Source organism: Mesorhizobium sp. M0437 (assembly GCF_040321335.1).
In the GTDB taxonomy this organism is placed as follows: domain Bacteria; phylum Pseudomonadota; class Alphaproteobacteria; order Rhizobiales; family Rhizobiaceae; genus Mesorhizobium.
Genome location: NZ_JAMYRK010000005.1, coordinates 80,947 through 105,352, shown reverse-complemented (window position 1 = coordinate 105,352; position 24,406 = coordinate 80,947). Strand labels below are relative to the sequence as shown.

Genomic DNA, 24,406 nt, shown 5'->3' with positions numbered 1-24,406 from the left:
TCGCTGGCTGCAACGGTCCAGCGAAGGGAAAGCGCTGTCCGGCGGCTTCCGGCCGACCGCCCCTCACCCCTGCCGTCTCGCCATAAAGGCCAGGCGCTCGAACAGATGCACGTCCTGTTCGTTCTTCAGCAACGCGCCATGCAGCTTGGGCAGCACGTTCTTCGGGTCGGCGCGCAGGTCCTCGGGCGCGATCTCGTCGGCGACCAGCAGGCGGATCCAGTCGAGTGCCTCGGAGGTCGACGGCTTCTTCTTGAGGCCCGGCACGTCACGGATTTCATAGAATTGCGTGAGTGCGGCGCGCACCAGGTTCTGCTTGATGCCGGGATAGTGCACGTCGACGATTTTGTGCAGCGTCTCGACGTCGGGAAAGCGGATGTAGTGGAAGAAGCAGCGGCGCAGGAAGGCGTCCGGCAGCTCTTTTTCGTTGTTGGAGGTGATGATGACGATCGGCCGGACTGTGGCACGGATGGTCTCGCCGGTCTCGTAGACGAAGAACTCCATCCGATCCAGTTCCTGCAACAGATCGTTGGGGAACTCGATATCGGCCTTGTCGATCTCGTCGATCAGAAGCACGACTTTCTTGCCGGCAGCAAAGGCGTCCCACAGCTTGCCGCGCTTGATGTAATTGCGGATGTCGTTGAAGCGCTCGTCGCCGAGCTGGCTGTCGCGCAGCCGCGAGACGGCATCATATTCATAGAGGCCCTGCTGCGCCCGCGTGGTCGATTTGACATGCCATTCGATCAGATCGATGCCGAGCGCCGCCGCCACCTGGCGGGCAAGTTCGGTCTTGCCGGTACCGGGCTCGCCCTTGACCAGCAACGGCCGCTCGAGCGCGATCGCCGCGTTGACCGCCACCATCAGATCCTTGTCGGCGACATAGGCTGCCGTGCCTTCAAAACGCATTTTTGCTCCCGGGTTCATCGCGCGACCCTAAGGAGGCGGCCTTCGCTGTGCAAGGCGCTGCTGGCAAAGCGGGGATCTTGCCGGCGCGACCCTCGTCGAGCGGTTCTGCGTCGATTTAAGACTCGAAACATGTCGTCTCTCTGGCGCTTGGTCTGCCGTCTGCCTATATTGGCGGAGACGGTCTGCGCTTCCCGGCAGGAGAACATTTTCCCCGGGGCCTTAATGATCCCTAGGGAGCTGTCCCTGGGAAGACCCGTGGGTTTTCTCATACGGCGCCCACCTACTTTGTAGGTTCCCGGGATCGCTCTCTCCACCGGTTGTGTGGATCGTCACCTGTCGAAAAGGCAATGTCTGGCGGATCTTGTCGTCGCGCCGCTTTGTGCGGTGCTCTCACGAACGAAAGCTCGCCCCGCTCCTCCAAAACGTCGCTCGTAAAACTCCATCCAAATCTGACCTTTTCTAACGTCGGCGCATGACATCCCCAAAAGACCTGAAAAAAACTCTCCGCAACCAAGCCCTCGGGCGCCGCGACGCGCTCGATCCTTTCTGGCGGGTGGAGGCAGCACTCGAAATGGCCGAGACGGCGCGCGACCGGATCACGGTCGAGCCGGCCCAGATCGTCTCAGGCTTCTGGCCGATGCGCTCGGAAGTCGACGTCCGGCCGCTGATGTTTGCCTTGCGCGAAAAGGGGGCAAGGCTCTGCCTGCCGGCCATCCTCAACAAGACCACCATCGTTTTTCGCGAACTGGTGCGCGGCGCGCCGATGATCGACATGGGCTTCGGCACCGTCGGGCCGCATGAGGAAGCCGAGGTGCTCGATCCCCAAATGATGCTGGTGCCGCTTGCCGCCTTCGATGCGCGCGGCCACCGCATCGGTTACGGCGCCGGCTATTATGACCGGGCGATCGCGCGGCTGGCCGACAAGGGGCAGCAGCCGCGGCTGATCGGCATTGCCTTCGACTGCCAGGAGGTGGCCTTGGTGCCGGACGAGCCGCATGACGTGATCATTCCGGAAATACTCACCGAGAGCGGGTTGCGCCGGTTCGCGCCGAAATTGTAGATAAGTTCCTGGACGCATGGTCTTTTCCGAAAGTCATGCAGCTTTTTGCTTCGCTGACCTTCGGTTCGGGATCACGCTTATATGAGACTTCTCTTCCTCGGCGACATGGTCGGCAAGACAGGACGTACGGCGGTGTGGGAACAACTGCCCGGCCTGATCTCGGATTTCAAACTCGACTTCGTCATCGTCAATGGCGAGAACGCCGCCGGCGGCTTCGGCATCACCGAGGAAATTTTTCGCGAGACGATCTCGGCCGGCGCCGATGTCGTCACCACCGGCAACCATGTCTGGGACCAGCGCGATGCGCTGATTTTCGCGCCGCGCGAAGAGCGCTTCCTGCGTCCGTCCAATTTCCCCAAGGGTACGCCGGGGCGCGGCTCAGGCGTCTACGTCGCCAGGAACGGCGCGCGCGTGCTGGTCGCCAACATCATGGGCCGGGTGTTCATGCATCCCGAGCTCGACGATCCGTTCCAGGCCGGCGAGCGCGAACTTGCCGCTTGTCCGCTTGGTGAGCAGGCCGATGCGATCGTCATCGATTTCCATGCCGAGGCGACCTCGGAAAAAATGTGTTTCGCCCACTTTGTCGACGGCCGTGCCAGCCTTGTTGTCGGCACCCACACGCATCAGCCGACCGGCGATCACCAGATCCTCAATGGCGGCACCGGTTATATTTCCGATGCCGGCATGTGCGGCGATTACGATTCCTCGCTCGGCATGGACAAGGAGGAGCCGCTCAACCGGTTCCTGTCCAAGGTGCCGAAAGGCCGCTTCGAGGCGTCGACCGGACCGGCGACATTGTGCGGCGTCGGCGTCGACATTTCCGACCGTAGCGGCCTGACCGAACGGATCGCGCCGTTTCGCCGCGGCCCGCGGCTGGAGGAAACGGCGCCATCCTTCTGGTCGTGACATTGATATGGACGCTTGCAGTACCCAATTGCCGGCGAAACTGCTCTAGATCGTAGAGGGGACGACCTCCATGCAGCTAGTCGAATTCCTGGCGCCGCATTTCGCCTTTGTCTCCGACCCGACGGCATGGGTCGCGCTGCTGACGCTGGTCGTGCTGGAGGTCGTGCTCGGCATCGACAATCTGATCTTCATCTCGATCCTGACCAACAAATTGCCGGTAGCGCAGCGGGCCCGCGCCCGGCGGCTCGGCATATCCGCCGCGCTGGTGATGCGGCTGATCCTGCTGGCCACCATCTCGATCATCGTCCAACTGACGACGCCGATATTCACCGCCTTCGGCCACGGCTTTTCATGGCGCGACCTGATCCTGATCGCCGGCGGCCTGTTTCTCGTCTGGAAGGCGACCAAGGAGATCCACCACACGGTTGATCTCGATGATCACCAGGACACCATGATGGGCGAGACGCTGCAGCTTTCGCTGGCCGGCGCGATTTTCCAGATATTGCTGCTCGACCTCGTCTTCTCGATCGACTCGATCATCACCGCCGTCGGCATGACCGACGAAATCGCGATCATGTACATCGCGGTGATCGTGGCGGTGAGCGTGATGATGCTGGCGGCCGGGCCGCTGGCCGATTTCATCGCCAGGAACCCCAGCATCGTCATGCTGGCCCTCGGCTTCCTGCTGATGATCGGCATGACGCTGATCGCCGACGGCATGGGTTACCACGTGCCGAAAGGCTACATCTACGCCGCCATGGGTTTTTCGGCCTTGGTCGAAGGGCTCAACATGCTGGCTCGGCGGCGGAAGAAGGCAAAGGGCGGGGGCGGGCATTGACTTGACTCTTACAGAATTGTGCGTACAATTTTGTAAATAACGGTGCCGCCATATTGCGATTTGGATGGGATCCCGAGAAGGCCAAGCGCAACCGTGCGAAGCATGGTGTTGCGTTCGATCTCGCCAAAGATGTCTTCAAGGATCCGCTTCATCTGATTGTGCCTGACCGGTTTGAAGATGGCGAGCAAAGGTGGCATGCGATCGGGATGAGGGCTGGTGGTACTGCTCGTTGTTCACACTTATCCCGATCTCGAAGATGAGGAACGAATTCGGATTGTCGGTGTCCGGAAAGCAACGCCGCATGAATGGAGGCGCTATGAGCAGGAAGGAACTTAGCCAAGATCAGCGCAACCAGCTCGCCAATTTGGCAGATTTGCCTGACAGCGAAATTGACACGTCCGACATTCCGGAAACTTCGGCCGAGAATTGGGTTCATGCTCGCCGAGGGCACCTCTACCGGCCACTAAAGCAGCCGGTGACCATTCGGCTTGACGCTGATGTGCTGTCCTGGTTCAAGGAGCATGTCGAAGGCGGTGGCTATCAAACGGAGATCAACCGCGTGCTCCGCCGTCATGTGCTAGAGCAGGAAAAGCGGCGTTCCTGAGCATTCGCGGTCTGTTGCCAGCCGATCTTGGCTCGCCGTTACTTAATTTGCTGGAACGTCCTTCGGGTGGCGGTCGCCGATCAGGCCGAGCATCACGCCTTGCTCCAGCCACGCCTTGGCGCCGGCGAGCACCAGCGCAAAACCGCCGGTCGAGCCGATCGCCTGCTTGACCTGCTCGTCAGGGCTGCCGGCAAAGCCGAAATTGCGGACCTCGACAAAGGTCGTGTTGCCCGGCATCTCCTCGAAAGTCCAGACCACCGTAGTCGGCGGATCGCTCCATTGCATGACGATCTTCTTGTTATCGACGATCTCACTGACATTGATCGTCGTCGAGACGCCATACATGCGCCATTCCCAGCGAACTTTGTTGCCGCTGTCCAGCCTGTTGCTGCCATGGGTGAACCAGAACTTCGTCGTGATCGCCGGATCGACGAAGGCTTCGAATACGTCGGCGACCGGCCGCCTTATCAGCATGCCGGCTTCGGCGGTCGGTGTTTCACGGATTTTCATAGCGTCCTCCTTTCCACGGCGCCGCCCTGTTCACCAGGCATCGGGTTCGCGTACGAGGTGAATGATGTTGGCCGGATTGGTGATCCAGCCGCCGCGAAAGCCTTCACCCAGTGCCTCGATGGCATCGCAGCGCACGACGCCGGCCTCGGCGAGATGCTCCGCCGCGCCTGGAAAATCATCGGTGAACAGTTCCAGCCAGATCTCGGCCTGGCTCATCATCGGCGCCTCGTCGATCCACAGTCGATTGGGACCGAGTTCGAACCCGATGGCCGGCGATTTGGCCGTGAATGGCTTCAGGCCGATGACGTCGCGATAGAAGGCGATCGTTGCCTGGTATTGATGTGGCGGGACCTTCATCGCGATGTTGATGCCGCCGGTGATCTTCGCGGTCATTCTTACTCCATTTGCTCTCAGATGTTGTTCTCGTTGGCCGGCTCGCCCTTCATCTCGCTGCGGTAATAGCCGTCGCGCAGATTGATGCCGTATTCGACATAGGCCTTCATGCAGGCCAGCATCTGCGACCAGCCCTCGCAATTGAGGTAGGATTTCTTCAGGCCGACCGCGTTCTCGTGCCAGCCGGTTTCGGCGATGGTGACGAAGGTGCCGCCATCGTCGAGCGGCTCGAAATTCATCTCGATGCGGGTCTTGTAGGCTGGCTTGCCGTCGGCGTCGGTGGCATCCCAGCGCAGCACGATGCGGCTGTCTTTCTTCACCTCGTCGACCTCGACGGGAACCTTGCCCCACCAGATGACGGTGGCGCCCGCCACCAGCAGTGCGCTGGCGCCGCCGATCGTGGTGAAGTAGCCGCTAAGTTTCTTCGGATTGACGACCGCATCGAAGACTTCGGCGACGGGTTTGCCGATGCGGCCAGAAACCCTGAATCCAAGAGACATATCCACAGCTCCTTCCTTGAATGGCACAAAGATATGTTATAGAAATATAACATGTCAAGCCAATCGCGGGACGACAATGTTTTCAAGGCGCTGGCGCATCCGCGCCGGCGTGCGTTGCTCGACCGGCTGAAGGATGCGCCGCAGACCACCGGCATGTTGTGCGATGCCTTCCCCGACATGGACCGTTGCACGGTCATGCTGCACCTGAAGGTGCTGGAGGAGGCCGACCTGGTCGTGGCGCGGCGCGAGGGGCGCGAACGCTGGAACCATCTCAACGCGCTGCCGATCAAGCACATCCACGACCGCTGGATCAGTCAATATGCCACGCACGCGATCGGCATCCTCGACCGGCTGAAATCCGATCTTGAGGGATGAAAGGTTTGCCGAAGCCTGCCGATTTTCGGATCTTGAAAGCCTTGCGTGCCGGCAGCAATGGCGCGGCTGGACGAATTGAGCCGATTTATCTATAAGCCGGCCATTCCGACAGCGAGCGCCGTCCGTCCGTCAGGGACGCAGCAGGACGTTCTGAAATTTTGAATTCGAGCATTTTTGCAAGATGCCGGGTGGTTCACCAGGCGGCAGATGCTCTAGCCGAGAAGATGACAGGGGTGCCATGGCTGGCCATTCACAGTTCAAGAACATCATGCACCGCAAGGGCCGCCAGGATGCGGTGCGGTCGAAAATGTTTTCCAAGCTGGCGCGCGAAATCACCGTCGCCGCCAAGAGCGGCACGCCCGATCCATCGATGAACCCGCGCCTGCGCCTTGCGGTGCAGAACGCCAAGGCGGTGTCGATGCCGAAGGACAATATCCAGCGCGCCATCAACAAGGCGTCGATGGGCGATGCCGAGACCTACGAAGCCGTGCGCTACGAGGGTTACGGGCCAGGCGGCGTCGCGCTGATCGTCGAGGCGCTGACCGACAACCGCAACCGCTCGGCGTCGAATGTACGCGCTGCCTTCACCAAGGCGGGCGGGGCGATGGGCGAGACCGGCTCGGTATCGTTCATGTGGGACCGCGTCGGCGAGATCTACTATCCGGCATCGGCCGGCAGCGCCGAGAAGGTGATGGACGCGGCGATCGAGGCCGGCGCCGACGACGTCCAGTCGGACGAGGACGGGCACACGATCTACTGCGCCTTCGAGAATCTCGGCGAGGTGTCGAAGGCACTGGAAGGCGCGCTTGGCGAGGCTGAATCGGTGAAGCCGATCTGGAAGCCGCAGACCAATATCGCGGTCGACGAGGAGCGGGCACAATCACTGATGAAGCTGGTCGCGACGCTCGAGGACGACGACGACGTGCAGAGCGTCTACGCCAATTTCGAGGTCGACGAGGAGACCTTGGCAAAGCTCAGCGCGGCATGATCCAACACGCGCTGCCCACAGTCCGTATCACCTATTGCATCCAGTGCCAGTGGCTGCTCAGGGCCGGCTGGATGGCGCAGGAGCTGCTGTCCACCTTCGGCACCGATCTGGGCGAAGTGACGCTGGTGCCCGGCACCGGCGGCATCTTCACCATTTCCTGCAATGACACGCTGGTCTGGGACCGCAAGCGTGACGGCGGTTTTCCCGACGCCGCAAAGCTCAAGCAACTGGTTCGCGACGTCATCGATCCGGATCGCGATCTGGGCCATGCCGACCGCAAGGGCCATAAGTCAAAAGACCCTGCCTGACGGCCTTTTAGGACTTCCGTCCTGCATTCACCGCCATGCGAAGATGAAGCAGCCCAGCGCCACGATGGCGGTGATGGTGCGGACATGGTTCCACATCACCCAGTCCCTGAGATAGGTGGCCCATACCGCGGCGCCGTTGGCGCTTGCCGGATCGACCGCGGCCAGGGCGTTGTTGAGCGGCACGTTGAACATCATCGTCACGATCGGGTTGCCGACGAGGTAGATCAGGGCGCCGGCGAGGAGCCAGAACGAACCCGGTTGGCTCCAGCCGATAAGAGCGCCGGCGGCAAGGACAAGACAGACCAGCCCGGTGGCGAAAAGCGCGGTCATGAATGCCGGCGTAATCACGGTGATGTTGATCGAATTCATGGCGGCGATGCCGCCTCCGGCAGGCAAGCGGGCGAGCGCCGGCATGATAAAGTTGGAGAAGGCGAAGAAAACGCCGCCGACAACGCCTGAGCCAATGGCAGCGACGAAGGTGAGGGTGGGAAGCAGTTTCATGATCATGTCAGTTCCTCCGGCTTCAGATTCGAGCAGTTCGATTGGTGTGTCGTCTAAAAATATGAATGATCCTCACATTTGCAAAACGTGATAAACCCTCGTATTTTCTCAGTCAAGCCATTTTTCTGGAGACAGTCATGGAAGGCACCGCTGCACCGGGTTCCCGCAACGAGCAGATCGCATCGCCGCGCCGGGCACCGAGCCAGCAGCGCAGCCGCGAGCGGGTCGAGCGGATGTTGGCCGCCGCCTCGGCGCTGATCGCCGAGCAAGGCAGCGACGCCATGCGCATGGGCGAGGTGGCCGAGAGGGCCGGTGTGTCGATCGGCTCGCTCTATCAGTTCTTCCCCGACAAGAGGGCGATCATCTGGGCGCTGGCCGAACGCTACACCGCCGAAAGCCAGGCCTGCATTGCGGCAGCGCTAGCCGAGGTCAATGACGCCGAAGGCCTGCGCCGGGCATTTTCGGAACTGGTGGATATCTACTACGGAATGTTCCTGGCGGAGCCGGTGATGCGCGACATCTGGTCGGGCACGCAGGCCGACAAGGCGCTGCGCGAACTCGAGCTCGCCGACAGCCGGGCCAACGCCGAATTCCTTACGGCCGTGCTGAAACGGCTGCGGCCGTCCGCCGATCCGGAAGCGCTCGAAACGACGGCGTTTCTCATCTGGCAGATGGGCGAGGCCGCAATGCGGCTGGCGATCTCGGTCGGGCGGCAAGAAGGCGACCGGCTGGTTGCTGCCTACAAGCGGATGGCCCTGCGCGAGTTGCTCGGCGGGTAGGGCCGTATTTTCCCAACAAAAAACCCGCCACGAAGGCGGGTTTCTCGATCTGCGAAATGCCAATGCGGCTTAGAGGCCGAAGCCTTCGAAACGCTTCTTGAACTTCGACAGGCGGCCACCGCGGTCGAGCAGGGTCTGCTGGCCGCCGGTCCAGGCCGGATGGGTGGTGGGGTCGATATCGAGGTTCATCGTATCGCCTTCCTTGCCCCAGGTCGAACGGGTCATGTATTCGGTGCCGTCGGTCATGACGACCTTGATGGTGTGGTAGTCGGGATGGATATCGGTCTTCATGGGTCTGTTCCTGGCTTGCCGGGTGCTGCCGACGGGCTGAAGCCTGCGTCGATGCGCCCCTTTTTAAAACTCGAAGCCGCAGCTATTGAGGAGCCACGGCTTCTAAAACGGTCGGCGAGCCTATACATCAGCCGGAATTGAATCACAAGGCCGCGGCAAGCGCATATTGATGGCGCAAGCCTCAAAGGGCCAAAGGAAACGGTCATGGCGAACATCAGCGGCGATGCAGACGAGCGCAGGCGCTCGCTGAAGCCGCTGCAGCGCCTGTTTCCCTACATCACCCATTACCGCAAAATGGTCATCGGCGCGATCGTCTCACTGGCCGTCGCGGCGGCGACGACGCTGGCGCTGCCGCTGGCCGTGCGGCGGATGATAGATCACGGCTTTTCCGCTTCCGATTCCAGCTTCATTGCCGAATATTTCGCCATGCTGGTGGTGATGGCCGCCGTGCTGGCGGCGGCATCGGCCAGCCGCTACTATTTCGTCATCACGCTCGGCGAGCGCGTCGTTGCCGATATCCGCCGCGATGTCTTTGCCCACGTCACCACGCTGTCGCCCTCGTTCTTCGATACAGCCCAGTCGGGCGAGATCGTCTCGCGGCTCGCCGCCGACACGACACAGGTCAAATCGGCCGTCGGTGCTACCGCCTCGGTGGCTTTGCGCAACGTCATCCTCGGCCTTGGCGCCGTGGCGATGATGGTCTTCACCAGCCCAAAACTGTCCGGCCTGGTCATCGCGGCCATTCCGCTAATCGTGCTGCCGCTGGTCGCCTTCGGCCGCTCGGTGCGGCGCAAGTCACGGCTGGCGCAGGATACGCTTGCCAATGCCACCGCCTATGCCAGCGAGCAGATCGGCGCGGTGCGCACCCTGCAGGCCTTCACCAACGAGAAGCTTGTAACCAGATATTTTTCGTCCGCCGTGGAAGCAGCGTTCGAAGCGGCGCGGGCCTCGATCTTTGCCCGCTCCTTTCTCACCTTCTTTGCCATCTTCATGATCTTTTCCTCAGTCGTGGCGGTGCTGTGGTTCGGTTCGCGCGACGTGCTCGACGGCACGCTGTCGCCGGGCACGCTCGGTCAATTCCTGCTCTATTCGGTGTTCGCCGCCGGCGCGCTCGGCGCCCTGTCGGAGGTCTGGGGCGAACTGTCCCAGGCAGCGGGCGCTGCCGAACGGCTGACCGAGATCCTGGCCGAGAAACCCGCGATCCAGGCGCCCGCCGATCCGAAGCCGCTGCCGGCAAAGGCGAGAGGTGCGATCAGCTTCGACGATGTCTCCTTCTCCTATCCGGCCCGGCCCGACCGCGCCGCCGTCCATGGCCTGAGCTTTCAGGTCAAACCCGGCGAGACGGTGGCGATCGTCGGACCCTCGGGCGCCGGCAAGAGCACCGTGTTTTCGCTGCTTCTGCGCTTCTACGATCCGGAGTCCGGCGGGATCATCATCGACGGGGTCGATCTGCGCGAGGCCGATCCGGCGGCGATCCGCGCGCGCATCGCCATCGTGCCGCAGGACGTCACCATCTTTGCCGCAAGCGCGCGCGACAATATCGGCTTTGGCCGGCCTGGCGCCAGCCAGGCCGAGATCGAGGCGGCGGCGAAGGACGCGCTTGCCGACGAGTTCATCCTGAAACTCGAAAAGGGCTATGACAGCCAGGTCGGCGAGCGCGGCGTGACGCTGTCGGGCGGCCAGCGCCAGCGCGTGGCGATCGCCCGCGCCATTTTGCGCGATGCGCCCATCCTGCTGCTCGACGAGGCGACCTCGGCGCTAGATGCCGAAAGCGAGACGCTGGTGCAGACGGCGCTGGACCGGCTGATGCAGGGCCGCACCACGATCGTCATCGCCCATCGGCTGGCAACCGTGCTGAAGGCCGATCGCATCCTGGTCATGGATGGCGGCCGCATCGTCGAGGAAGGCACGCATCAGAGCCTGGTCGCCAAGGGCGGCATCTATGCGCGGCTGGCCAAGCTGCAGTTCGATACCGGGGCGAATGCTTTCAGGGGCGCGGCAGAGTAGCATCGCTCATCCCGATGAAATCGAGATGAGGCTCCATCTTCTTGTTTGACCATGATCTCTTCCGAAAACCGGCAGCCACTTTTCGGGGTCATGGTGCCCAGCGGCCGCCGAGATTCTTCAGCTACCGAAAGCTCGGCGTTTGCCACGTCGATAGGCGATGAACAGGGGAACGCCGACAAGCAACGACAACAAAAGCATGCTGGCGACGGTCTGTCGCTGCTCCTTTGCCGGATCGCTGAGCTGCACATCGGCAGGCGGCTCTTCATAGGTAAAATCGTACTGCCAGCGAACCTGGTCTGCGAGGTCATCGACGGTTTTCAGATAATCGGCAATCGCCTTGGCCGGTACTTCAGTCGCCAGCGTCTGAAAATTCCATTCAACTTGAAATTCGGTGGGCGTGTTGGACCAGGATGCCTTGAGAGACAGATAGGGTGTCACGACGTTTTTCATCGACTCGCCGGAAAACCTCGCCTTGAGGTTGCGCACGGTCACCTTGTGGCGGCGATAGAACTGGGGGCCGAGGGAGACGGGCCCGGTTCGGTCGACAATTGTCGGGGTTGGAAGAGAGTTGTTGCCGAGATCGGCCGCGCGGATCGGGAAATTCTTTGCCAGATCGTTGGCCGCCAGCGCCTCCGCCGGCAAGCGATAACTTTCCTTCACGCTCACTATGTTGCCGTCGCGGCGATCCACGATTTCCGGCTTGGCGATGGTTTGGATGCCCGGATATTGCTTGTTGTAGTATTTCAGGTAGGCGTCCGACACCTCGCTCAGCGACCGGCTGGCGAAATTGCCGCGCATCCAATCGGCATCGGCGTCCTCATATGTCGAGAAGACCGTCAGCACGAGGGGATCGCCCGGTTTCCGCGGAAAGTCGAATTCCTCGGCGATCTGGATCGATGGGCTGGTAAGCACAGGGCTCGGCATCTTCTCCAACCCGCCGGTGCTGGAAAGCGGCAGCGCGAAGCCGTAGTCGGGCTGTGCGAGATTGTGCGCCCTGCCGCCCTGAAGATAGTTCGTGGCGTCCAGCCAATATGTCTTTGCTCCGATCCTTGCCTTGACGATGGCATGGTCGAAATCGCGGAGCGCCGGCAGATGCTGGTCCAGGGCCCGTCCCTCGTCGAGATCGGCCAAGGCGACCTCGGCAGCAATGCCAAGCCGCACAAGCGACGAAACCAGCAGCAGGGCCTTGTCCTTGCAGTCACCGAACCCGCTCAGGATGACCGTCGCGGGATCACGCGGAACGTAGGAACCGGCACCCATCGACAGGCTTACATAGCGGATCTGGTCCTGCACCAGCCGCATTGCCTCGACCATCCGGTCTTCGGGCACCGGATGCCGCAGAGCGATGTCGTCGAGCTTTGCGGCAAAAGCCGGGGGAAAAACGGTCGCTGGCTTGTAATAGGGCGCAACGGCATCGACCACACTTTGCCAATTCGCGGTAGACGCGACATCGATGGAGCCCCAGCCTGGATAGGTCACGGGCAGGTTGTCCTCGACATTGACCGGTTTCGGGTTTGGAATCTCCCACAGATAGGTGGTGTCCGGTCCAGTCGGGGAGATTGAGGGCTTGAGTCGGGTTCCCCGTGTCTTGATCTGGAGCGGCTGGTCCGAAGGCCAAATGATGCTTGTGCGGATAAGCGCTACCGGCTCTTCCCATTCGGTGGAGAAATTCTTGAAGAAAAGGTCCTTGCCGACCAGCGGCGTTATCTCATAGGTCGACCCGTAGTCGACGATGTCGCCGGTGCGCACATCATCGATGTTGACATGTGCTGTCAGCCAGCCGTCGAAGACACCCTTCTCGGCGTCTCTTTCCCTGCGGAAGATGTCGAATTCGACACCTTCCAGCCGGTCCAAAACGGCGCCATCGCGGATGATGTGAAGATGGTTGAGCGTGACCTTGTGCCGGGACGGATCGAACTGCAGATCGATACTCGCGCCACGATCCAGGCCGGGACGGTCGACGATTTTATAGACGGTGCGCGAGTACTCGACATAGCCGCCGGCGCGATGCTTGATCTGGTCGTCCGAGAGCAGCCATGAAACGCCATTCTTGATTTGATCCGATCGGGTGGGATCGGCAGCCGGAATATCAAGCTGCTTTACCCAGCTTTCTGCCGGACCCTTGAGAACCATGTCGTCGGCCATGGCCGGAGAACTCAGGCCGATCAATAAGATGAAAAATACCAAGCGGGGCCAGAAAGACTTCATCCTATGAAAACTGTAACAGACAGACATCTACGCTCGCCCAACTTGGAAGAACTCCTTTTTCAGAGGCTTTCCCACCAAAGTAAAGGCCAGTTTCGCGGATTTCTGCAGTCACCGCGGCAAGAACCTGGAATAGACGAAGCGGCTCAGTTCCCGTACCGCTTCTTCAGGTGATCGGTGAAATGCACGGCATTGAGCTTTTCGCCGGTGGCGCGTTCGAGCAGTTCCGGTGTCGACCAGCGCGAGCCTTGCGACCAGATCCTTTTGCGGCGCCAGTCGTTGATCGCGGCGAAATCTCCCTTGGCGAGGTCTTCGTCGGCTGAAGGATGATCCCTGGTCAGCGCCGCCCATTGCTGCGCCGCCATCATGGCGCCCAGCGTGTAGGAGGGGAAATAGCCGAAAGCGGCACCCGGCCAGTGGACGTCCTGCATCGGACCGTCAGCCGGATTGTCTGATGTCGACAGGCCGAGATAATCGCGCATCTTGGCATCCCAGGCTTCGGGCAGGTCGGCTGCTTCCAGCCGTCCCGAGACAAGCTCCTGCTCCAGCTCGTAGCGCAGGATGACGTGCAGCGGATAGGTGACCTCGTCGGCATCGACGCGGATCAGGCCGCGCTCGACCCGGTGCACATGCGGCAGGATATCGTCGATTGTCGAGCGCTCGCCGAGGTGTCTTTCGACCACCGGCAGCGCCCAGCGCCAGAATTCTGGATTGCGGCCGATCTGCTTTTCGACGAACAGGCTCTGGCTTTCATGCACCGCCATGCCGCGCGCTCTGCCCAGCGGCCAGTGCGCCCACGCCTTCGGCAGATTCTGCTCGTACAGCGCATGGCCGGTCTCGTGCAGCACGCCCATCAGCGCCGACAGGAAATCCGAGGTCTTGTAGCGGGTGGTGATGCGCACGTCGCTCGGCACGCCGCCGCAGAACGGATGGTGCGAAACCGCCAGCGAGCCGTGGGTGAGGTCGAAGCCGACTGCCGCCATCATGGCGAGGCCGAGCTCGCGCTGCTTGTCCAAGGGGTAGCTGCCGGAAAGCGGCTTCAGCGGATGTTTCGCCAGCCGCTCTTCCTGCACGGCCAGTGCCTCCGGCACGAAACCTTTCAGGAAGGTCTTCAACTCGACAAACACAGGCGTGACGTCGGCGGTGCGATTGCCCGGATCATATTGCTCCATCAGCGCGTCGTAAGGCTCGAGCCCGAGCACCTGGGCGCGAAGGGCCGCCTCCTCGCGGACCAGCGCCACGACGCCTTCCAGCGCCGGCAGGAAGCCGGCCCAGTCGTTCTTGGCCCGCAGGTCGCGCCAGAGCTGCTCGGAGCGCATGCGCGCGGTCGTCTGGCGCTCGACGAACTCGACCGGCAGGCAGGTCAGGTTGGTATATTGCCGGCGGAATTCCCTGACCGCGGCCTGCTGCTCTTCGTTCAGCGCCTCCTGCTCGGCCGCCGCGATCCAGTCGGCAATCTCCGGCGCAGTCGCCCGGGCATGGTGCATGCCGGCAAGCACCGACATTGCCTCTGCGCGCTTCTCGCCGCCGCCGACCGCCATATGGGTCGCCTCGTCGGCGCCGAGGATGGCGAGGGCGTGTTCCAGTGCTTCGAGCTTGTGGCCGAGGTCGTCGAGTTTTTGAAAGGACATTGTGGGTTCCGCTGATTTGACGGCGGGAAAAGATACCAATGCAAAACTGTTGGCAACCCCTGAAGACCGTCCGCGACCGATGCATCGACTGCCGGCCGCAACGGTCGAAAGGCACCTCGCGGAAGCGGTGGCGTGCGTGATCAATGTCGTCCGGCGGCGGCAGACCGCGATGGGGGAGACGAAAAATGATCGCCAATGTGCTGGTCGGGCTGGTGGCCGTGATCCACCTCTGCATCGCCTATCTGGAGATGGTGCTGTGGGACACGCCGCGCGGCCACATGGTGTTCAGGCTGACGCCGGAATTCGCCAGGGCCTCGAAAGTGCTTGCGGCCAATCAGGGCTTTACGACGGCTTTCTCGCAGCCGGCCTGACCTGGGGCTTTACCTCGGCGAAGCCGGTTTTCAGTAGTCTTCTTCTTGCTCTGCGTCGCCGTCGCCGGCCTTTACGGCGGCAACGGCGGGCGCAAAATCCCTGTTCATCGAGACAGTGCCGGCAGTACTGGCGCTGATTTGCGCTGGCGTTGGACTAGCGCATGATCCCTGAACCGAAAGCTGGAAAAGGATCATGGGCAAAATCAATTACCACAGCGCCGGGCATTGCGGCCGATTTCAGCCGCCTGGATAAGTTGGGCCATAGCCGTTGGGATAGTATCCGCCATCGGCGCCGTTGCCGATGAGGAAGGCACTGCCGGTGTCAGCGCGCAGCTTTTGGCTGACATCGTCGAGCTGCGCCATCAACTGCTGATATTGCGTGCTCGGCATCGTTCCACGGCGAGCGGCCCTCTGGGCGGCCCGATCGAGTTGAGCGACCTGCGTGCGCAAGTCGCGCGCCTCGCCCGGCTCGAGCTTGTTCGCCCGGATGGCGCCCTGGATACCCGTCTCCACGCTCTGGATCTGATTGATCAAGGCCGTCGCACGCGGGCCGGCGTAAGCGCCAGCAAACGGAACGGCGAGGAAAAGTGTGGCGAGCGTAGCAGTCCTGAGATTCCTGGGAGCGAAGAAGCGCATGGTTGCGTCTCCTTTACTGGGGAAGGCGGTGGTTGGGAGGGTCCTGCCTTCCGGCCGCGGGCCGTCAGGTTCCGTCGCGTCGCGATGAGCGGTTCCACCGCCGGCGGTTCTCGGCCCATGACCAAGGCTAAAGGCCACGGCGGCAAAGTGTAATTAAAAAATGGTAATTTTTTCAGCTCTTGCCGCTGCCGCACCAGTGCCCTAAATGCCGCCGACTTGAGCCGGCTCGAGCCGGCCCGACCTGGCGCATGATACAAGCCAAAGGCTTGCAGATCACCGCTCGGTCAGCTTCAACTCGATGCGGCGGTTCTTGTTGCGCGCCTCTTCGGTATCGGCGGGGTCGAGCGGCTGGAATTCGCCGAAGCCGGCCGCGACCAGCCGGTTGGCCGGCACGCCGTTCTCGATCAGGAACTTGACCACCGATGTCGAGCGCGCCGTCGACAATTCCCAATTGTCGCGGTAGCGGCCGGTGCCGGAGAGCGGCTTGTTGTCGGTGTGGCCATCGACGCGCAGCACCCAGTTGATCTCCGGCGGGATTTCCTTTTGCAATTCGATGATGGCATCGGCAAGCTTCTTCATCTCGACCTTGCCGGCATCGTTGATCACCTCGGAGCCGGTCGGGAAAAGCACTTCCGACTGGAAGACGAAGCGGTCGCCGACGATGCGGATGTTCTCGCGGTCGGCAAGAATTTCACGTAAGCGGCCGAAGAAATCGGAGCGGTAGCGGTTCAGCTCCTGCACGCGTTGCGCCAGTGCGACGTTGAGGCGGCGGCCGAGATCGGCGATCTTGGTGTTGGATTCGCGGTCGCGCGTTTCGGACACGTCGAGCGCTTGTTCGAGCGCTGCGATCTGCCTGCGCAGCGCCGAAATCTGCTGGTTGAGGATCTCGACCTGGCTCAACGCCTGCTGGCTGATCTGGCGCTGGCTGTCGAGCTCGCCGGAAAGTGCCGTCGCGCGCTGGTTGGCGGCATCGCCGGCACCGGCGCCTTGCGCCAGCAATTGCTCGAGCCGGCTCTTTTCCGCCTCCGATGCAGACAGCGATGCCTGCAAATTGGCAAGGGTGTCCTCCTTGTCCTGCGTCGTCGAGCGTTCCAGCGCCAGAAGCTGGGTCAACTCGTTGATCTGCGAATTGAGGCGGTTGAGCACCGTGTCCTTGCCGGAGATCTCGCGGCCGAGCAGGAACTGCGCCAGCACGAAAACAGTCAGCAGGAACATGATCGCCAACAGCAGCGTCGACAGCGCATCGACGAACCCCGGCCAGTAATCGATGCGGCGGTCGGAGCGCCGGCCTCGTGCCAACGCCACGTCAATGCACTCCAGGCTTCTTCAAGGCGTCGGCGATCTTCTCCAGGGTGTTGCGCATCGCCTTCTGCTCGTCCGACTGGGCCTCGACCCAGTCGCGCATGATCTGCTGTTCCGAGCGCATGTTCTTGACCAGGCCGGAAATGCCGTCGGCGAGATTGGCCATGGCGGTGGCGACGCGCGGATTGGAGCCGCCGCCATTCTCCTGCAGGGTGCGCAGCTTTTCCGACAACAGCCGGATTTCCTCGGAGGGTTCGGTCTTGGCCGAGTCGGCAACGACGATGTCGGAGGACAGGTCGGTGACCGAGGATAGCCAGTTTTCGAGTTCGGTATAGAAGCGCGTCTGGGCGCGGCCGGCCTGCAGGTCGAGGAAGCCGAGCACCAGCGAGCCGGAGAGGCCGAACAGAGAGGACGAGAAGGCGGTGCCCATGCCGGCCAACGGAGCGGAAAGCCCCTGCTTCAGGGATTCGAGCACGGCCGCCGCATCGCCGGTGCCGGGGTCGAGCGACTCGATGGTTTCGCGGATCGAGCCGATCGTGTTGAGCAGGCCCCAGAAAGTGCCGAGCAGGCCGAGGAACACCAGCAGTCCGACAAGGTAGCGCGACGTGTCGCGGCTTTCGTCGAGCCGGGTGGCGATCGAATCCAGCATGGTGCGCATCGAACTGGTCGAGAAGGCAATCGTCGAGGAGCGGCCGATCATCGCCTTCATCGGCGCCAGCAGCACCGGTTCGGTGGTTTCGGAACCGGCGCGGAACGAGTTGACCCAGCGCACCTCGCGGAACAGCCGGCCGACCTGGACGAAGGCCAGCAGGATGCCGACCGCCAGCACGCCGATGATCAGGCCGTTGAGGCCGGGATTGGTGACGAAGGCGGTCGAGATCTGGCGGGTCAGGATGGCGGCGATGAAGGCCACGATGAACAGAAAGATCACCATGGTCAGCAGAAACACCTGAGGGCTCGACAATTTGTGCGGGTCGTAGATCAGAACGTCGGAGCGCCTGCCCATGCCGAAGGATCTGAGAAGAGTCATCCGTGCCCCGTTTCCGATGCCGTCGCCGCCGATCAATTTGTGTTTGCGACTCTAAACGGAATTGTGACGAAATTGAATGGCGCTTGGCAATATTGCCACTGTCCGCGACCGGAGGTCAAAGCCGGTTGATGACCAGGCAGTCGACCATTGCGGCCAGATGCAGGCCGGCGCCGGTGACGACAAAGCCATGCCACAGCGCATTGTGGAAGCGCAGGCCCTTCCAGGCGAAGAAGATCACGCCACAGGAGTAGACGATGCCGCCGGCAACGATGAGCGCGATCGATGTCGCCGGCAGCGTCCGCACGAGCGGCTCCACCAGAACGATACCGCTCCAGCCGATGGCTAGGTAGAAGACGATAGCCAGCCGGTCGAAACGGCCGGGAAGAAAGACCTTGATGGCGATGCCGACCGCCGCGGCGGTCCAGACCAGGACGATCATGGAAACGGCCAGCGGCGCGCCGCCGAGCTGCGCCAGGAAAGGCGTGTAGGTGGCAGCGATCAGCAGATAGATCGCGGCATGGTCGAAGCGCCGCAATATCCATTTTGCCGGCGACGACACCGGCCAGACATTGTAGGCCAGCGAAACCGACAGCACGGTGAGCAGCGAGACTACATAGAAGGCGGCGGCGATGTATTCGCCGGGGCCGGTTCGATAGGCGGCCAGTGCCAGCAGCGTCGAGCCGGCAGCGATCGCCAGCACGATGCCCACGGCGTGGACAATGCCGTCGGCGATGATCTCGGCGCGCGAGTAATGCCAGCGCCCCATGAAGGGAATGTCGAGCTGGGAGAGTTCGCTCTGGGGTTGGGGCCGGCTGTTCGTCATCGATGATCCTGCGCCACCTTATCTGGGCGGCAGCGGGACAGTATTTCAAGCTTTGGTTGCGGTTTTGCGACTGCGGCGGTTCAGCGCGGCGTGCCTCTATCAGCCGGCTGAGAGTGGCCTTTTGATAGTCTTCAACAGCGCGCGCTGGATGAGTTCGTTGCCGGCGACCAGTGAACCGGCGTTCAGCACATCCTGTCCCCCGGCGAAATCGGAGACGAAACCGCCTGCCTCGCGGATCAGCAAAATGCCGGCGGCGACATCCCAGGCCGACAGGCCGGTTTCCCAGAACCCGTCCATGCGGCCAGCGGCGACGTAGGCGAGATCGAGCGAGGCGGAGCCGAGACGGCGGACGCCAGAGACCTCGGCCATGACATTGCGCAACTCGATGAGGAAATTGCCGTGCTGGCCACGCCCGAGATGCGGCATGCCGCAGCCGATCACCGCATCGACCAGCTTGGTGCGGCCGGCGACGCGCAGCCGGCGGTCGTTCATGAAAGCGCCGCCGCCGCGCTCGGCGGTATAGAGCTCATCCATCGCCGGATTGTAGACGACGCCGGCGACGATCTGGCCCTGGCGCTCCAGCGCGATCGAAACGGCAAAGAGCGGAATGCCGTGCAGGAAATTGGTGGTGCCGTCGAGCGGGTCGACGATCCAGCGGTGCTGGCCGTCGTCGCCCTCGATCACGCCGCGTTCCTCCATCAGGAAGGCGTAGCCGGGCCGCGCCTTGGAGAGTTCGGCAAAGACGATGTCTTCGGCCTTGCGGTCGGCCTGGCTGACATAGTCGCCCGGCCCCTTCATCGAGACCTGCAGGTTCTGCACTTCGCCGAAGTCACGCGACAGCGAGCGGCCGGCCTTCATTGCGGCCTGGACCATGACATTGAGGATCGCGGAACGCGCCATTGCTGTTCTTCCTGTCGCTGCGCCTATTTGCCTTGACGCATGATCTTATCCAAAAAGTCTGCAACTCTTTGGGATCACGCCTTAGTCGGCGCGGCGCACGTAAGTGATTTCGTTGGTATCGACGATGATGCGCTCGCCCGAGCCGATGAACGGCGGCACCAGCACGCGGATGCCGTTTTCGAGTATCGCCGGCTTGTAGGACGAGGCTGCCGTCTGGCCCCTCACCACCGGGTCGGCCTCGGTGATGGTCAGCGTCACCTGGTCGGGCAGCGAAATGCCGATCGGCCTTTCGTCATAGAGCTGGACCGTCACCATCATGCCGTCCTGCAGGAAGGCGGCGCGATCGCCGACGAACTCCTTTTGCAATTCGAGCTGCTCGTAGCTTTCGGTGTCCATGAACACCAGCGCGTCGCCCTGCTCGTAGAGGAAGGAAAAATCCTTCAGATCGAGCCGGATCTGCTCGACCGTCTCGGCCGAACGGAAGCGCTCGTTGAGCTTGGTGCCGTTGATCAGGTTCTTGAGTTCGACCTGGTTGTAGGCGCCGCCCTTGCCGGGTTTGACGGTGTTGGTCCTGACCGCCACCCAAAGGCCGCCATCATGCTCGATGACGTTGCCGGGACGGATTTCGTTGCCATTGATCTTGGCCATGGTGAGGTGATCCGGAAATGAGATGATCGCCGCAAAGGGCAATTTGGCGCCTCCAAGACCACAAATCGCCAGCAGAGGCAAGGAGCGCCTTCCGATGAAGCGGGAACGAAGCTGGCCCGGCAGCGCGGCGTGGCGGCCTCAGTCCGTCCTGACAGTCGCGGTGACGGCCTCGGTCACTGCGTCGGCGACCTCTCTCAAAAGATGCAGGTGCGGCGAACGCAGGACGACAATTCGCAGCGACAGCTCGAGGCCGGGAGCGTCGACCAGGGCAATGCCCTGCGGCAGCTTTTCCCGCAGCAGCCGCCTGGGCAGCAGGCCAAGGCCTTGGCCTCGACGAACCCAGTCGATCTGCAGCGCGCTGTCCTGAATCTCGGCGCCGACCATCAACCTGTGGCCGCCCTCGGCCAGGGCAGCCGCCAGCCGCCGGCGCGCGTCGCAAGGCTCAGGGCTGAGGATCCAGGGCATGGTCTTGACGTCGGCTTGCCGGACAGTGCTTTCGGCAGCGATGACGCCGAGGGCCTCGGTTCCGACAACGCCGTCGCCAGCTTTGGAATTGCTGCCGTCCAGGATGACGGCGAGGTCAAGCTGTCCGCGCTTGTGCTGGTCGGCCAGCTCAAGGCTCCAGCCGCTCTTCAGACGCAGCGAGACCTTCGGAAACCGCGCCACGGCATCACCAATGGCGGCGGCCACGGCTTTGTCGCAAAGTCCATGCGCGAGGCCGAGCCGCAGCAGGCCCCCCGGCTCGTCGCCCTTGGCGAATGATCTCAGCGCGTCGACGGCGGCGAGAATGTCCTTGCCGCGTGCCAGCACCTCTACGCCGGCCGGGGTCAGTCGCGACGGCTTTAGCCGGCGGTCGAGCAATTCCGTGCCGAGCATCTCCTCCAGCCGCTGGATCTGGCGGGTGACGGCCGGCTGCGTCAATGGCAGGCGTTGCGCCACCTTCTGAATCGAACCCTCCTCGGCAAAGAGCGCCAGTGTTTTCAGTTCTTCAAGCACGACACACCCGAACATGTCAGAGAAGCATAATTATCCTGAACATTATGAATTTGAAATCCGATGGATGGCAAGCGATTTTCCTCTGGCAGGACCCAGCTGGAAAGGAACGACGATGAAGGCGATCGAATTGCAGAGCCCGGGCGGCCTCGAGAACCTTAGAATGGTCGAGCGGCCGATGCCTGAGCCAGGGCGCCAGGAGATGATTGTGAAGGTCAAGGCGACGGCGCTGAACTACCGCGATGCCGAGATCGTCCGCGGCAGCTATCACACGAAGTTTTCATTGCCGCTGGTGCCGCTGTCGGACGGCGTCGGCGAAGTCGTTGCCATCGGCGCCGAGGTCAGCCGGTTCAAGATCGGCGACCGGGTCTGCGGCACGTTCTGGCAACGCTGGGTCGGCGGCAGTTTCGCGATGGCCGAGCCCTCCTATCAACGCGGCGGCCCGATCGACGGGCTGCTCAGCGAATTTGCCCGGCTCGACGAACAGGCGGCGGTGCTGGCGCCGGCCAATCTGAGCGACCCCGAAGCGGCGACGCTGCCATGCGCCGGCGTGACGGCATGGCACGCGCTGTTTACGGAGGGCAGCGTCAAACCCGGCGACACCGTGCTTTGCCTCGGCACCGGCGGCGTTTCGCTGTTTGCGGTGCAGTTCGCCGCCGCTGCCGGCGCGCGCGTCATCGTGACGTCGAGCAGCGACGAGAAACTTGCGCGGGCGAGGCAACTTGGCGCGCAGGACGGCGTGAACTATCGCAGCGTCCCCGACTGGGCATCGGCCGTGCTGGGATTGACGGATGGCCGCGGGGCCGACCATATCATCGAGGTTGGCGGACCGCAGAGTTTTGCACAATCGCTGAGGGCAGCGGCGCGCGGCGCCCAGATCAACGTCATCGGCTATCTCGGCGGCAGTGACGGCGCCATCAACCCGCTCGACATCTTCCGCCGGCAGGTCCGGGCGCGAGGCATACCGGTGGGCTCACGCGAATCCTTCGAGGCGATGAACCGAGCCATTGTCGTCAACCGGTTGAGACCGGTGATCGACCGGGTCGTGCCATGGAGCCGGGCCGCCGAAGCCTTTCGGTACCTTGAACACGGCTCGCCCTTCGGCAAGGTCGTGCTCGATCATACCCAATGAGCCCGCCTGACGAGCCCGGTGCGATGAGTCTCGAGACCGCGGTCAGGGCAGGCGGTTGGCCCGTTGCAGCGCCTGCTGCGTCTGGTCGTCGGTCAGGCCCTGCAGGAAATCGTCCATCTCTTGGTCGATGAGCCCGGCGCGGCGGGCGACAACATACCAGGCGCCAGCGAGGATCAGATCCGGGTCGGTGCCGATGCCGTTCATGTAGAGCTTGGCGAGACGGTTCTGGGCGGCGACATTGCCGCCCTCGGCGGCCTGCTTCATCCAGTTGAAGCCGGATTTCAGGTCGCGGGCGCCGCCGCGCCCCTCGATCATCCAGGTTGCGAGATCGATCTGTGCCGTGTCGTAGTTCTGCCGCGCGGCCTGTGCCAGCAGGCTGCGGGCGCGGACATCGTCGCGCGGCTTGCCGCCGGCGCCATTGGCGTAGACCTGTGCCATCGCATATTGTGCGTCGGCAAGCCCGGTCGCGGCAGCGCGCTCGTAATAGGATACGGCTTTGGCAATACCGGCATCGCCGGGCTCTTGTTCGACCATCAGCTGCGCAAAATTGAACTGCGCCAGGCGGTTGCCGGCCTCGGCGGCGGCCTGCATCAGCGCATAGGCCTCCTTCTCGTCCTTTTTGACGTAGCGGCCGTCGAGCAGCATCAGCGCATACTGGAATTGCGATTCCGGGACGCCCTGCTCGGCGGCAAGCGCATACCACTTCGCCGCCCCTGCCGCGTCGACCGGCACGCCGAGGCCGCGCGACAATATCTCGGCCACCAGCGTCTGTGCCGCCGGATCGCCGTTTTGAGCGCGCGAAAGCGCAAGGTTGTAGGCCGTCTTGTAGAGTCCGCGCTGAAAGGCGCCATAGGCAGCGTCGGACGGCTTTGCGCCGAAGCGGTCGGGGTTGATGGTGTCGGCCGACGGCAACGGGGTGGTGGTGGCGGGCTGCGGCAATTGTGCGGCGATCGGCTTGTCGGCAGGTTCGCTGGAATCCGGCCTGGGCTGCGGCAGCGGAACGGGTTCCGCCGCTATCGCCTGCGTCACGGCCGTTGCAAGAAAGGCGCTGAAAAGGATTTTCCGCGAGAGCACGTCAGTCCTCGAAGCGCGGCGCGGTTTCGTCGAGCAGCGCGTTGGCGGCGGCGACCGCCATCTTCGGATCGACGTCGTCGGCGAAGACGGCGCTGGACAGCGCCACGAATTCAGCGCCGGTGGCGGCGACCGCTTCCACCGAGGCAAGATCGGATCCGGCCATGACGATGCAGGGGATCTGGATGACGTCCGCCCACCATTGCCCGAGCGACAGGTTGCGCGGGTGCGGCTCAGGCTTGTTGTCGTAGCCGAAACGGCCGAAGAAAATGTAATCAGGCCTGACTTCGCCGAGTTCCAGCGCATCGTCGCGGGTCTTGGCGCCGCCGGTGCCGACCATCATCCTGGCCTGGAAGTGTTGGATCGTTTCGGCGAGCTCGTCCTTGCCGACCTCGACATGAATGCCGTCGGCCTGGACGCGGCCGGCGATGCGGGTGTCGCCGGCAATGATGACGGCAATGCCGGCCGCTTGCGCCACCGGCACGATCTGCTCGGCAAAGGCTTGGAAAGAGGCCTCGTCCATACCGTTTTCCGGCAGGATAAGCGAGGCGACGTCACCGCCCTCGAAGGCCGCGGCGATGCGCTCGGCCGGCACGTTCGGCGGCGCGATCAGCACGATACGGCAGCGGTTGGGCGGCGTTGCGTCATTCATTGGTGTTCGATCCCGGTTATCGCCTATGCTGGGCGAAGATGGTTGCATT

At 62.7% G+C, this 24,406-nt stretch carries 28 protein-coding genes, 1 other RNA gene and 1 pseudogene; 13 read left to right on the top strand and 17 right to left on the bottom strand.

What is annotated here, in order from left to right; translation table 11 throughout:
• Positions 1-63 precede the first annotated feature (63 nt).
• Entirely contained in the window at positions 64-903 is an 840-nt protein-coding gene (locus NKI72_RS05210) for an AAA family ATPase (protein ID WP_352540325.1), read from the bottom strand.
• A gap of 176 nt (positions 904-1,079) precedes the next feature.
• Between NKI72_RS05210 and ssrS the strand changes: the two genes are divergently transcribed.
• The 6 genes from ssrS (at position 1,080) to NKI72_RS05180 (ending at position 4,311) form a co-directional block, all read left to right on the top strand.
• Positions 1,080-1,235, top strand: a non-coding RNA gene (ssrS, locus tag NKI72_RS05205) — 6S RNA.
• Between the two features lie 140 nt (positions 1,236-1,375).
• Positions 1,376-1,963, top strand: coding sequence for a 5-formyltetrahydrofolate cyclo-ligase (locus tag NKI72_RS05200; RefSeq protein WP_352450855.1), 588 nt, complete (start codon positions 1,376-1,378; stop codon positions 1,961-1,963).
• Positions 1,964-2,044: 81 nt separating this feature from the next.
• The gene (locus tag NKI72_RS05195) at positions 2,045-2,869 is read left to right on the top strand and encodes a TIGR00282 family metallophosphoesterase (protein ID WP_352831305.1); all 825 of its coding nucleotides are present in this window, start codon (positions 2,045-2,047) and stop codon (positions 2,867-2,869) included.
• A gap of 70 nt (positions 2,870-2,939) precedes the next feature.
• On the top strand, positions 2,940-3,707 hold the full coding sequence (locus tag NKI72_RS05190; protein ID WP_352454918.1) for a TerC family protein: 768 nt from the start codon (positions 2,940-2,942) through the stop codon (positions 3,705-3,707).
• A gap of 53 nt (positions 3,708-3,760) precedes the next feature.
• Complete coding sequence (locus NKI72_RS05185) at positions 3,761-3,967, top strand: BrnT family toxin (protein WP_352768394.1); 207 nt, start codon at positions 3,761-3,763, stop codon at positions 3,965-3,967.
• Between the two features lie 56 nt (positions 3,968-4,023).
• Complete coding sequence (locus NKI72_RS05180; protein WP_352450852.1) at positions 4,024-4,311, top strand: BrnA antitoxin family protein; 288 nt, start codon at positions 4,024-4,026, stop codon at positions 4,309-4,311.
• 42 nt (positions 4,312-4,353) lie between these two features.
• Here NKI72_RS05180 and NKI72_RS05175 read toward each other — a convergent pair whose 3' ends face one another.
• From NKI72_RS05175 to NKI72_RS05165, 3 genes are read right to left on the bottom strand one after another with little or no spacing between them, the layout of a single operon-like run.
• Positions 4,354-4,821, bottom strand: a complete 468-nt coding sequence (locus NKI72_RS05175) for an SRPBCC family protein (protein ID WP_352831307.1) — start codon at positions 4,819-4,821, stop codon at positions 4,354-4,356.
• 30 nt (positions 4,822-4,851) lie between these two features.
• Positions 4,852-5,214: a VOC family protein gene (locus tag NKI72_RS05170; RefSeq protein ID WP_352540322.1), complete on the bottom strand. Its 363-nt coding sequence runs from the start codon at positions 5,212-5,214 to the stop codon at positions 4,852-4,854.
• A 17-nt stretch (positions 5,215-5,231) separates the two neighbouring features.
• Positions 5,232-5,714, bottom strand: a complete 483-nt coding sequence (locus NKI72_RS05165) for an SRPBCC domain-containing protein (protein WP_352574684.1) — start codon at positions 5,712-5,714, stop codon at positions 5,232-5,234.
• A 51-nt stretch (positions 5,715-5,765) separates the two neighbouring features.
• Between NKI72_RS05165 and NKI72_RS05160 the strand changes: the two genes are divergently transcribed.
• The 3 genes from NKI72_RS05160 to NKI72_RS05150 all read left to right on the top strand — a co-directional run bounded on the left by NKI72_RS05160 (position 5,766) and on the right by NKI72_RS05150 (position 7,385).
• Positions 5,766-6,089 (top strand): ArsR/SmtB family transcription factor, encoded by a 324-nt coding sequence (locus NKI72_RS05160; protein WP_352471223.1) that lies wholly within the window; start codon positions 5,766-5,768, stop codon positions 6,087-6,089.
• 238 nt (positions 6,090-6,327) lie between these two features.
• Positions 6,328-7,077 (top strand): YebC/PmpR family DNA-binding transcriptional regulator, encoded by a 750-nt coding sequence (locus NKI72_RS05155; RefSeq protein WP_352540320.1) that lies wholly within the window; start codon positions 6,328-6,330, stop codon positions 7,075-7,077.
• Positions 7,074-7,385, top strand: a complete 312-nt coding sequence (locus NKI72_RS05150) for an Rdx family protein (protein WP_352540319.1) — start codon at positions 7,074-7,076, stop codon at positions 7,383-7,385. The genes NKI72_RS05155 and NKI72_RS05150 overlap by 4 nt, the downstream gene beginning before the upstream one ends.
• Positions 7,386-7,412: 27 nt before the next feature.
• Here NKI72_RS05150 and NKI72_RS05145 read toward each other — a convergent pair whose 3' ends face one another.
• Complete coding sequence (locus NKI72_RS05145) at positions 7,413-7,892, bottom strand: anthrone oxygenase family protein (protein ID WP_352831309.1); 480 nt, start codon at positions 7,890-7,892, stop codon at positions 7,413-7,415.
• Positions 7,893-8,023: 131 nt separating this feature from the next.
• Here NKI72_RS05145 and NKI72_RS05140 point away from each other — a divergent pair, with 131 nt between their 5' ends.
• Complete coding sequence (locus NKI72_RS05140) at positions 8,024-8,665, top strand: TetR family transcriptional regulator (protein ID WP_352831311.1); 642 nt, start codon at positions 8,024-8,026, stop codon at positions 8,663-8,665.
• Positions 8,666-8,734: 69 nt separating this feature from the next.
• Here the strand turns inward: NKI72_RS05140 and rpmE are convergent, their stop codons facing one another.
• The gene (rpmE, locus tag NKI72_RS05135; RefSeq protein ID WP_006327661.1) at positions 8,735-8,956 is read right to left on the bottom strand and encodes a 50S ribosomal protein L31; all 222 of its coding nucleotides are present in this window, start codon (positions 8,954-8,956) and stop codon (positions 8,735-8,737) included.
• A gap of 204 nt (positions 8,957-9,160) precedes the next feature.
• Between rpmE and NKI72_RS05130 the strand changes: the two genes are divergently transcribed.
• Positions 9,161-10,963 (top strand): ABC transporter transmembrane domain-containing protein, encoded by a 1,803-nt coding sequence (locus NKI72_RS05130; RefSeq protein ID WP_352831313.1) that lies wholly within the window; start codon positions 9,161-9,163, stop codon positions 10,961-10,963.
• Between the two features lie 117 nt (positions 10,964-11,080).
• Here the strand turns inward: NKI72_RS05130 and NKI72_RS05125 are convergent, their stop codons facing one another.
• Positions 11,081-13,108 carry a DUF3857 domain-containing protein gene (locus NKI72_RS05125; protein WP_352831315.1) on the bottom strand — a complete coding sequence of 676 codons (2,028 nt, stop codon included), beginning with the start codon at positions 13,106-13,108 and terminating at the stop codon, positions 11,081-11,083.
• A gap of 206 nt (positions 13,109-13,314) precedes the next feature.
• The gene (locus NKI72_RS05120) at positions 13,315-14,799 is read right to left on the bottom strand and encodes a carboxypeptidase M32 (RefSeq protein WP_352831317.1); all 1,485 of its coding nucleotides are present in this window, start codon (positions 14,797-14,799) and stop codon (positions 13,315-13,317) included.
• Positions 14,800-14,984: 185 nt separating this feature from the next.
• Here NKI72_RS05120 and NKI72_RS05115 point away from each other — a divergent pair.
• Positions 14,985-15,342 (top strand): annotated as a pseudogene (locus NKI72_RS05115) (DUF1304 domain-containing protein).
• 65 nt (positions 15,343-15,407) lie between these two features.
• Here the strand turns inward: NKI72_RS05115 and NKI72_RS05110 are convergent.
• From NKI72_RS05110 to NKI72_RS05080, 7 genes are all read right to left on the bottom strand, one after another.
• A complete protein-coding gene (locus tag NKI72_RS05110) occupies positions 15,408-15,806 on the bottom strand; it encodes a hypothetical protein (RefSeq protein ID WP_352831319.1) in 399 nt (132 codons plus the stop codon).
• Between the two features lie 273 nt (positions 15,807-16,079).
• Positions 16,080-17,111: a peptidoglycan -binding protein gene (locus tag NKI72_RS05105; RefSeq protein WP_023678020.1), complete on the bottom strand. Its 1,032-nt coding sequence runs from the start codon at positions 17,109-17,111 to the stop codon at positions 16,080-16,082.
• 1 nt (position 17,112) lies between these two features.
• On the bottom strand, positions 17,113-18,138 hold the full coding sequence (locus tag NKI72_RS05100; RefSeq protein WP_352831320.1) for a MotA/TolQ/ExbB proton channel family protein: 1,026 nt from the start codon (positions 18,136-18,138) through the stop codon (positions 17,113-17,115).
• 115 nt (positions 18,139-18,253) lie between these two features.
• Entirely contained in the window at positions 18,254-18,961 is a 708-nt protein-coding gene (gene trhA / locus NKI72_RS05095) for a PAQR family membrane homeostasis protein TrhA (protein ID WP_352849965.1), read from the bottom strand.
• 99 nt (positions 18,962-19,060) lie between these two features.
• Complete coding sequence (locus NKI72_RS05090) at positions 19,061-19,861, bottom strand: inositol monophosphatase family protein (RefSeq protein ID WP_023678017.1); 801 nt, start codon at positions 19,859-19,861, stop codon at positions 19,061-19,063.
• Between the two features lie 81 nt (positions 19,862-19,942).
• A complete protein-coding gene (gene efp / locus NKI72_RS05085) occupies positions 19,943-20,509 on the bottom strand; it encodes an elongation factor P (protein ID WP_023678016.1) in 567 nt (188 codons plus the stop codon).
• A gap of 138 nt (positions 20,510-20,647) precedes the next feature.
• A complete protein-coding gene (locus tag NKI72_RS05080) occupies positions 20,648-21,505 on the bottom strand; it encodes a LysR family transcriptional regulator (protein WP_352831324.1) in 858 nt (285 codons plus the stop codon).
• Positions 21,506-21,617: 112 nt separating this feature from the next.
• On the opposite strand from NKI72_RS05080, the gene NKI72_RS05075 reads away from it, so the two are divergent.
• The gene (locus NKI72_RS05075; protein WP_352849964.1) at positions 21,618-22,634 is read left to right on the top strand and encodes a zinc-dependent alcohol dehydrogenase family protein; all 1,017 of its coding nucleotides are present in this window, start codon (positions 21,618-21,620) and stop codon (positions 22,632-22,634) included.
• A gap of 42 nt (positions 22,635-22,676) precedes the next feature.
• On the opposite strand, the gene NKI72_RS05070 is transcribed toward NKI72_RS05075, so the two are convergent.
• Together NKI72_RS05070 and NKI72_RS05065 are read right to left on the bottom strand one after the other, a co-directional pair.
• A complete protein-coding gene (locus tag NKI72_RS05070; RefSeq protein WP_352683356.1) occupies positions 22,677-23,708 on the bottom strand; it encodes a tetratricopeptide repeat protein in 1,032 nt (343 codons plus the stop codon).
• 1 nt (position 23,709) lies between these two features.
• Positions 23,710-24,357, bottom strand: coding sequence for a thiamine phosphate synthase (locus tag NKI72_RS05065; protein WP_352737793.1), 648 nt, complete (start codon positions 24,355-24,357; stop codon positions 23,710-23,712).
• Positions 24,358-24,406 lie beyond the last annotated feature (49 nt).

Coding starts and splice junctions, on each gene's coding strand:
- NKI72_RS05210 (WP_352540325.1), bottom strand. CDS start 903: ATGCGTTTTGAAGGCACGGCAGCCTATGTCGCCGACAAGGATCTGATG.
- NKI72_RS05200 (WP_352450855.1), top strand. CDS start 1,376: ATGACATCCCCAAAAGACCTGAAAAAAACTCTCCGCAACCAAGCCCTC.
- NKI72_RS05195 (WP_352831305.1), top strand. CDS start 2,045: ATGAGACTTCTCTTCCTCGGCGACATGGTCGGCAAGACAGGACGTACG.
- NKI72_RS05190 (WP_352454918.1), top strand. CDS start 2,940: ATGCAGCTAGTCGAATTCCTGGCGCCGCATTTCGCCTTTGTCTCCGAC.
- NKI72_RS05180 (WP_352450852.1), top strand. CDS start 4,024: ATGAGCAGGAAGGAACTTAGCCAAGATCAGCGCAACCAGCTCGCCAAT.
- NKI72_RS05175 (WP_352831307.1), bottom strand. CDS start 4,821: ATGAAAATCCGTGAAACACCGACCGCCGAAGCCGGCATGCTGATAAGG.
- NKI72_RS05170 (WP_352540322.1), bottom strand. CDS start 5,214: ATGACCGCGAAGATCACCGGCGGCATCAACATCGCGATGAAGGTCCCG.
- NKI72_RS05165 (WP_352574684.1), bottom strand. CDS start 5,714: ATGTCTCTTGGATTCAGGGTTTCTGGCCGCATCGGCAAACCCGTCGCC.
- NKI72_RS05160 (WP_352471223.1), top strand. CDS start 5,766: ATGTCAAGCCAATCGCGGGACGACAATGTTTTCAAGGCGCTGGCGCAT.
- NKI72_RS05155 (WP_352540320.1), top strand. CDS start 6,328: ATGGCTGGCCATTCACAGTTCAAGAACATCATGCACCGCAAGGGCCGC.
- NKI72_RS05150 (WP_352540319.1), top strand. CDS start 7,074: ATGATCCAACACGCGCTGCCCACAGTCCGTATCACCTATTGCATCCAG.
- NKI72_RS05145 (WP_352831309.1), bottom strand. CDS start 7,892: ATGATCATGAAACTGCTTCCCACCCTCACCTTCGTCGCTGCCATTGGC.
- NKI72_RS05140 (WP_352831311.1), top strand. CDS start 8,024: ATGGAAGGCACCGCTGCACCGGGTTCCCGCAACGAGCAGATCGCATCG.
- rpmE (WP_006327661.1), bottom strand. CDS start 8,956: ATGAAGACCGATATCCATCCCGACTACCACACCATCAAGGTCGTCATG.
- NKI72_RS05130 (WP_352831313.1), top strand. CDS start 9,161: ATGGCGAACATCAGCGGCGATGCAGACGAGCGCAGGCGCTCGCTGAAG.
- NKI72_RS05125 (WP_352831315.1), bottom strand. CDS start 13,108: ATGGCCGACGACATGGTTCTCAAGGGTCCGGCAGAAAGCTGGGTAAAG.
- NKI72_RS05120 (WP_352831317.1), bottom strand. CDS start 14,799: ATGTCCTTTCAAAAACTCGACGACCTCGGCCACAAGCTCGAAGCACTG.
- NKI72_RS05110 (WP_352831319.1), bottom strand. CDS start 15,806: ATGCGCTTCTTCGCTCCCAGGAATCTCAGGACTGCTACGCTCGCCACA.
- NKI72_RS05100 (WP_352831320.1), bottom strand. CDS start 18,138: ATGACTCTTCTCAGATCCTTCGGCATGGGCAGGCGCTCCGACGTTCTG.
- trhA (WP_352849965.1), bottom strand. CDS start 18,961: ATGACGAACAGCCGGCCCCAACCCCAGAGCGAACTCTCCCAGCTCGAC.
- NKI72_RS05090 (WP_023678017.1), bottom strand. CDS start 19,861: ATGGCGCGTTCCGCGATCCTCAATGTCATGGTCCAGGCCGCAATGAAG.
- efp (WP_023678016.1), bottom strand. CDS start 20,509: ATGGCCAAGATCAATGGCAACGAAATCCGTCCCGGCAACGTCATCGAG.
- NKI72_RS05075 (WP_352849964.1), top strand. CDS start 21,618: ATGAAGGCGATCGAATTGCAGAGCCCGGGCGGCCTCGAGAACCTTAGA.
- NKI72_RS05065 (WP_352737793.1), bottom strand. CDS start 24,357: ATGAATGACGCAACGCCGCCCAACCGCTGCCGTATCGTGCTGATCGCG.